Below are 7480 nucleotides of genomic sequence, written 5' to 3' on the forward strand. Positions count from 1 at the left end.
GGCTGAACCTGTACAAAGCCGTAGAAAAAATCATTGCAGCAGCCAAAGAAGGCATTGTATCATTTGCCGAAGGCGACGAGCAGCGGATGATGCTTTCCGGACTGAGAAGGTTCACCAAGTATACCAATCATCCGAATGTGGTAGCGCTTACAGAAAAAATAGCAGCCCACTATCTTGAAAAGGCAGCGTATTAGTCTCTTACAGATATATTTTGATTTCAGGAACGCCTCAGATTTGAGGCGTTTCTTTTATAATATGTCACGTCACGGATTCAAAATCCGCGACATCCTGTTTTTAGATACGCGACATCACGTTTGTTTTAAAATCCGCGACATCCTTTTTTAGATCTTACAGATGTAATATCCGGACCGGTACGGTTGTCTTAATAAAAAAATGATTTTATCTGTTTCGGACTTATTTTTAATTTTCTAATTTCAGATACAATACAATACAATACAATACAATACAATACAATGACAATGAAAATCTTCTTACTTAGCCTCCTGACAGCATCCGTCTTCGTGAGCGCACAGCTGAAAGAACGAAAACTGATCTTGCCTAAAAAAGATACTGCTACGATACAGCGGCCGGACCGGAACCCGGCAAAGAAAACTTTCCCCGGACAGAAGAATGATGCTTACAAGATGCCGGTTGCACAACCGGATCAGAAAACATCCTATTCCAGCCTGAAAGAAAACCGGAAGGATACCACAGAGTATAAGATTCTGAATGCTACTCCGCCCAGGACAAAGAAAGAACGCAGCGATCTGCCGTCAAAATAATAGAATGTTATGGATTTAAAATCCGCGACATTACGATTTGTAAAAAATTATAGATGAAAAATGCCTCTGAAACTGGGGCATTTTATATTTTTGTATTCTGTTTTTATAAATGATACATGACTAAAGAAGAACTGCTGAACAGAGCCATAAAGATTGCCGACAAAGCACACAAGGGCCAGACAGATAAATACCATGCACCCTATATTGCCCATGTAATGCGGGTAATGGAATACGGTAAAACCATGGATGAAAAAATTGTGGGCGTCTTACATGATGTAGTAGAGGACCATCCGCATGAATTCAGCCTGGACTACCTCAGGAACGAAGGCTTCCCGGAATACATTATTTTTGCCATCAGCTGCCTTACGAAATTTGATCCCGAAGAGCATTATGATGATTTCGTCAAAAGAACCGAACGCTCCCCTCTTGCGGTAGCCGTAAAATTAAATGACCTGCGCGACAATATGGACCTGCGGCGGGTAAACCGTGAACTGACCCCGAAAGATATCAAAAGGTTCAATAAATATTTAAAAGCGTATCATTACCTCACGGAAAAATACTAATCTTCTCCAGCCACAAACTAATAACCAATCGACTCATGACCAATAAACTTCCTCCCGTTTCTCCCGTATACCGTTCCACGCTGATTTATGCCCTGGCATCGGTGTTCGTATTTTTCACCGTTTACCTGCTGCTTATACTGCTTGCACTTGCGCTTATCGTAGTATTGGGATACGGTGCTGTAAAAATCCTCAGTTTACATGGCGGCTACATAACATTGGTCATCGCATTGGGCATGTTCGGCACCGGGCTTCTGGTCTTTTATTTTCTGATCAAATTTATCTTTTCCCGCCGGCAGGACAACGGCCGGCACCTCCTGGAAATCAGCCGGGCGCAACAGCCGAAACTCTTTGGGATAATCGATGAAATGGTAAAAGAAACAGGGGTCCAGGCACCGAAAAAAGTTTTCCTTTCACACGAAGTCAATGCCTGTGTGAGTTATAATTCCCTCTTCTGGAGCATGTTCCTGCCGGTAAGGAAAAACCTGACTATCGGAATGGGGCTTATCAATACCGTAACCACCGGTGAGCTTAAAACGGTGCTGGCCCACGAATTCGGGCATTTTTTGCAAAAAAGCATGAAAATAGGAGGTTATATAAACCAGGCGGAAAAAATAATCTTTGATACGGTATATAACAACGCCGAGTTTGAAAACTCAGTCAAAAACAGTTCAGGACATTGGGCGTTCCTGATCTTTTCCTCTGTCGCGATGCTGGTGATCAATATTTTCCGCTTCATCCTGAAAACCGTTTCTGAATTTTTATTCAGGCATCATGCTTCCCTTCGCCGAGAAATGGAATTTCATGCCGATGCCGTTGCCACCTATGTTACAAACCCGGGGGAGCAGATCTCTTCCCTGATGAGGCTTGAGCTAAGTGAAGACGCCCTTACCCGTGCTTTTCTTTTTTATACCGAAAGCAAGACAGCATATCTGCCGGAAAACCTTTATGACAACCAGACGGCTCTGATGAGGATCCTGAGTGACACGAACAATTATCCATATAAGAATGGTTTTCCTGTCATTGAAAGCCATGACATCAGCCGTTATAAAAAGAGCAGAATCGAAATTGAAGATCCATGGACCTTTCATCCCGAAACCGGTGCAAGAGTGGAAAGGATTGCCAAAAACCCTACCATAAACCGTCCTGAAAATACCGCTCCTGCCAGAGACCTGATCCTTGGTTTCAGTGAAACCTGCAGGGTGCTGACCAGAAAGTTCCTTACGCTGCAATCCGTTAAAAATACAGGCGAAGAAATTGACAATGAAACTTTTGTAAAGCTCTATGGGGAGAAATTCCCCGTATCACAGGCCAGCCTTTTATTCAACGGGTATTATGATGTGCACCATCCTGTACTGGAAGATCTGGATCTGCTGATCCAAGAACCCCTTGATGCCTGCCACCACGGGTTTTTCAATGATCAGAAGATTACGCTGATGTATGAGAAAGCAGGACTGGAATCTGACCTCTCTACATTACAGTACCTGAAAGCAAACCCTAAGGCCGTGAAAAACTTCCGCTACAACGGAAGTCTTTATAAAGCCCGGGAAGCCGGTATTCTGATTCCACGTTTTACAAAGGATCTGGAAGGAGTGAAGGAAAAAGTCCGGGAGAACGACAGCAATATTTTCAGCTATTTTTATCATAAAGCCAATGATACGGATAAAGATCTCCTGAAAAAAAGGTATGCGGAATTTGCTGTGCTGGACAGGGAGTACGATATGTTTCAGAATTCCGTCAATCATTTTATTCCGCACCTGCAGTTTATGACGACTACCCTTTCCTTTGAAGAAATCCGTAAACACAGGGCTACTTTGCTCCGTCATGAAAAACCGTTTAAAAAGGTACTGACGCAATTTATTGAGGAGTCCGGTTACAGGGACCTGTTGAGCATTGAAGACAAAGAACTTCTGAAAGACTTTATTGCGTCTGAATATATTTATTTTAATAACGACAGATACTATGAAGCAGAGGTAAATGCTGTTTTTACCGTTGTCAATGCTTATCAGGAGATGATCAACAAAACATATACTGCCGGTAAAGAAGCGTTGCTCGATTGCCAGGCCGGCATAGTGAAGGCTTCCTAATCGGCTCCGGGGAAATGATACGTCCGGGCTTTGCTGCCGGTATCGTCAATATTGATGTTCAGGGCAAGGTAAACGAAATGTACGTTTTTATTGCCTTTGGCTTCGAACTCCCGTTGCCAGAGGTAACCGGCCAGTACCCCGAAATGATCATCCACCTGGTACCCGAACCCGCCGTATACCCTGTTCCTGGCGAAAGCCGGTTTGATGGGTGATACGATGAAGATTTCGTCATACACATTGGCGAAAACAGTACCGGGAGCTATTTTCTTGGCATTCAGCGGAACCGAAACATTCAGTCGATAGCGGTAGCGCATCCTTTCCGAGCTTTTATCAGCCTGAGGCTCGTAAAACCATGACTTTTCTGCACGGAACCGGTTTTCAAACTTAACCACTCCTGCCTTGAAGTCAATGACATCCTGCAGCCAGATCCTGAATTCTTCCCTGCTGATTGCATGGTCCTTATACGTGGCGTATCTTCCGAGACCGATGAAGGGCTTATGATTCTTGGTAAGGTTATAGCCCAGCCCTCCTTTGATCTCATAATAATCAGGATAGGTATAGTCTTCAATTCCTCTGGACTGACCCTCGGCGTACAGGAAAAATTTCGGATGAAACTTATAGGTGATCGTCAGTGCATTAAAGCTGGAAATGTGTTCCTGGGCTTTGATAAACAGGAGACTTAAAAACAAACCGAGACTCAGAAAAAGTTTCATCTAAAAAAAATTTCTGCAAATGTAAAGCAATTAACAATTTCGTAATATTAACTTTAATTCATTATCAATTAACATTTACTTAATATTGATATGATAGGAAAATCCCACGTGAAACCACCTTCCCGGCATCATCACTCCGAAAGTTTCTGTATATGAAGTATTTGTAAGATTATTGACCAAAACGTACACGGAAAAGTCATTTTTAACAAAGCTTAATTTCTCGTCAAGCAGGTTATAGCTGCCGCTGTTAAGCCTTTCACTGTACCGGTACATCAGTTCGCTGGAAAAATTTCTGAGGAAGCGGGTTTCCAGTCTTGCAATAAACTGGTGCTTCAGGTTATCGAGAAGGTATCTCGCATCAAATGAATGTTCACCTTTCAGCTTATTGTCGAGGTAAGTATAGCCTGCCGTATATTTCAGCCAGTCCAGAAGCTGGTGGCTTGCCTCGAGATCAATCCCTTTCACCTCTGTATTTCCGATATTCCTTGCATACCATACCGGATCCTGGAGGCTGTTTTTGGTCCAGTCAATCGCATTATCCGTGCTCCGGAGGAAACCGCTGGCCTTCAGCAGCAGTTTTTTGGTCTGGAACTGATAGCCGATCTCCGAATACAAAGCGCTTTCCGGGGTAAGATCGGGGTTCCCCTGTTCCGTTTTGCTGGTATAATAAAGATCGGTAAAGGTGGGAATGCGGTGGACTTTTGCCATATTTCCGTAGATCTTATGATTGGGGAGGAAATTATAGCCTATATCCAGCCCCGGATAAAAAAAGTTGCCCTCCTTCGAATAATTGGCCCAGGAGACGCCCGGACTGATGTTCAGTTTTTTGTCCAGGAGCGAAAAATGATGCTCAAAGAAGACCTGTGATACGAAGCGGTTGCGGTCGCCAAGATTTGTGCTTACCAGAAATTCCTTTCTCAGCTCCACTCCGAGCCCTGTCGTTCCCAATCCCCACTGATAACTGGAATTCACTTCTCCGCCCACATTATTCCCGATATGCATATTCCGGTAAATTTCAGGCTTTTCGCGGTTGAAGAGATACATATCCTGTCCTCTTCTCCAGTAGACGTTAGAGTTCAGGTTCAGTTTGCCGAAAGTCTGGCGGTGCATAAGGCTGACCACAGAGGCCTGGGTTTCCTCGTACTGTTCGGTGGCTTTCGGTGAAGAATAAAAGCCGTTGGCCCCGAACTTTTTCTCTGAAAATCCGGCCTGCAGCCTCAAATCCCCGTTTTGAATGTTCAGTTTGCTTTGATAGAAAATATTTCGGAGCTCGTAATCCGTATTATACATATAGCCTTGGGATGCATGGGTATTTGCCTGCAGGGCATTGGAAAATTTTTCATTTCCGAGCTGGGCATTCAGTCCGAATCCATAGGTTTCATAATCTCCGCCTTCGCCACTTACCTTTACCCTTTTTCCGGGATTGATTTTAGTAATAACGTTGATCGCCCCGGCATAGGCATTCTGCCCGAAACGCCTGGCTGCGGGCCCTTTGATAATTTCGATCCTTTCAACATCTTCCAGGTCAATGGGAAGGTTCAAGGTATTATGGCCGGTCTGGGAATCGTTCATCCGGATCCCGTTCAGCAGGAGCAGTACCTGTTCGAAAGATCCACCCCGGAAACCGATGTCACTCTGTACCCCGTTGGCTCCTCTCCTTCTGACGTCCATTCCGGATACCTGCTGCAGGATTTCATCGATGCTTTTGGCCGGTGAACGGGCAATATCCTCTCTTGTAATGACCGTAATATTCTGGTCAGCACTTTTATAGGGCGTGGAAAACAGCTTTCCCTGGATTTCAACGGTTTCAATATCGGTGGACTGCGGCTGCTGTTGTGCATTTGCGAAAAACAAGGCACCAAGGAAGAAAATGCTTCCAGCTTTTTTGATCATAAAATCAGAATTATCTCAGTTAGAATTTGCAGCCTCAAAAGTAATGGAGTTCAGGAATACCTGCAATGATAATTATCATAAAAAAAGATGCCAGTTGAGATAGCATCTTGGGAAGTAGTTGGATTATCTTTTTCTCATTAAATGTGTAACCAGGTCTCTGAAAAGTTTTCTCATCCTCTATTACAAATTTATAAGTACAATTTTAAATAATTTTAAAATATAAAACAATAGACTGCACCCATAAAATAGATCAATTTTTAAATTTTAACATGTATTCGACAAAAGCAGCCCGACATGATTTATTTAAAAAATTCATTAACAATATGTTACATATTATTCCAGAAAGAATCAATATCATCCTGAGACCACTTATTTTTTTGTACTTCATGATTTAAGGTACGGTTACCCCTCTAATTTCAGGATCATTCCTGCCGGTCAGCCTGCTGAAATGCCCCTTCAGCACACGATAACGTTCATCCGCCACCGGTAATCTCATCCCTGGCATCAGTATTGAATAAAATCATCATAAATCCGGCAAAATTCCGTAATTTTGTTAGTCTTAATTTTACTATGGCTTATACAACAGATATAGATATTAAAAAACAGATTTTCGTTAAGAATGCACACCTTAACAATCTGAAACACATTGATGTGCTCATCCCAAAAAACAAACTGATCGTGATCACCGGTGTATCCGGAAGCGGTAAATCGTCCCTGGCTTTCGACACCATCTATGCGGAAGGACAGCGGCGGTATGTGGAGAGTCTGAGTTCTTACGCACGCCAGTTTTTAGGCAAACTGGAAAAGCCGAAAGTGGATGATATCAAGGGGCTGGCCCCTTCCATTGCCATCCAGCAGAAAGTGATTTCTTCCAACCCGAGATCCACGGTAGGAACCTCAACGGAGATCTATGATTATATGAAACTCCTCTTTGCCAGGATCGGACGGACCTTTTCCCCTGTTTCAGGAGAAGAGGTAAAGAAGGATTCGGTAACGGATGTGGTGGATTATATTAAAGATTCCGGAAAAGAGGCTGTTTTCCTGCTGACGGCACCGCTTGATTATAATGCGGAGAACTTTACGGAAACCCTGAATGTCCTGAAGCTGGCCGGTTTTACACGGCTTGAGGTGAGCGGAAATGTAGCCGGCATCGAAGATCTTGAAAGCTTCGGCTTTATTCCTGAAAAAGGGATGGAAATCAATCTTGTGATTGACCGTTTTTCCTATGAGGAAGATGAAAGTTTTCTGCAGCGCCTCGCGGATTCCATTCAGATGGCTTTCTACGAAGGCCGCGGATATTGCTCGCTGAAAAATACCGAAACCGGAAAAACAAAGCAATTCTCCAATAAATTTGAGCTGGACGGTATAGAGTTTCTGGAGCCGAATGTCCATTTCTTCAGCTTCAACAATCCCTATGGTGCCTGCCCGACCTGTGAAGGCTACGG

Annotated in this window: 5 protein-coding genes and 2 pseudogenes; 5 read left to right on the plus strand and 2 right to left on the minus strand. The window is 43.6% G+C overall.

Features of this window, described 5'->3' with window-relative positions:
- The 4 genes and pseudogenes from QZ735_RS02665 to QZ735_RS02680 form a co-directional block, all read left to right on the plus strand.
- Positions 1-194, plus strand: a pseudogene (locus QZ735_RS02665) (acyl-CoA dehydrogenase); the annotation flags it as partial.
- Between the two features lie 285 nt (positions 195-479).
- A complete protein-coding gene (locus QZ735_RS02670; RefSeq protein WP_294243891.1) occupies positions 480-782 on the plus strand; it encodes a hypothetical protein in 303 nt (100 codons plus the stop codon).
- A gap of 116 nt (positions 783-898) precedes the next feature.
- Positions 899-1345, plus strand: coding sequence for a phosphohydrolase (locus tag QZ735_RS02675; protein WP_294243893.1), 447 nt, complete (start codon positions 899-901; stop codon positions 1343-1345).
- A 35-nt stretch (positions 1346-1380) separates the two neighbouring features.
- On the plus strand, positions 1381-3429 hold the full coding sequence (locus QZ735_RS02680; protein ID WP_294243894.1) for a M48 family metallopeptidase: 2049 nt from the start codon (positions 1381-1383) through the stop codon (positions 3427-3429).
- On the opposite strand, the gene QZ735_RS02685 is transcribed toward QZ735_RS02680, so the two are convergent.
- Together QZ735_RS02685 and QZ735_RS02690 are read right to left on the minus strand one after the other, a co-directional pair.
- Entirely contained in the window at positions 3426-4142 is a 717-nt protein-coding gene (locus QZ735_RS02685; RefSeq protein ID WP_294243896.1) for a DUF2490 domain-containing protein, read from the minus strand. The genes QZ735_RS02680 and QZ735_RS02685 overlap by 4 nt on opposite strands.
- A 75-nt stretch (positions 4143-4217) precedes the next feature.
- Positions 4218-6035 carry a TonB-dependent receptor gene (locus QZ735_RS02690; protein ID WP_294243897.1) on the minus strand — a complete coding sequence of 606 codons (1818 nt, stop codon included), beginning with the start codon at positions 6033-6035 and terminating at the stop codon, positions 4218-4220.
- A gap of 570 nt (positions 6036-6605) precedes the next feature.
- Here QZ735_RS02690 and QZ735_RS02695 point away from each other — a divergent pair.
- Positions 6606-7480, plus strand: a pseudogene (locus QZ735_RS02695) (excinuclease ABC subunit A); the annotation flags it as partial.

Origin of the sequence: uncultured Chryseobacterium sp. (genome assembly GCF_913776365.1) — a bacterium.
GTDB lineage: Bacteria > Bacteroidota > Bacteroidia > Flavobacteriales > Weeksellaceae > Chryseobacterium.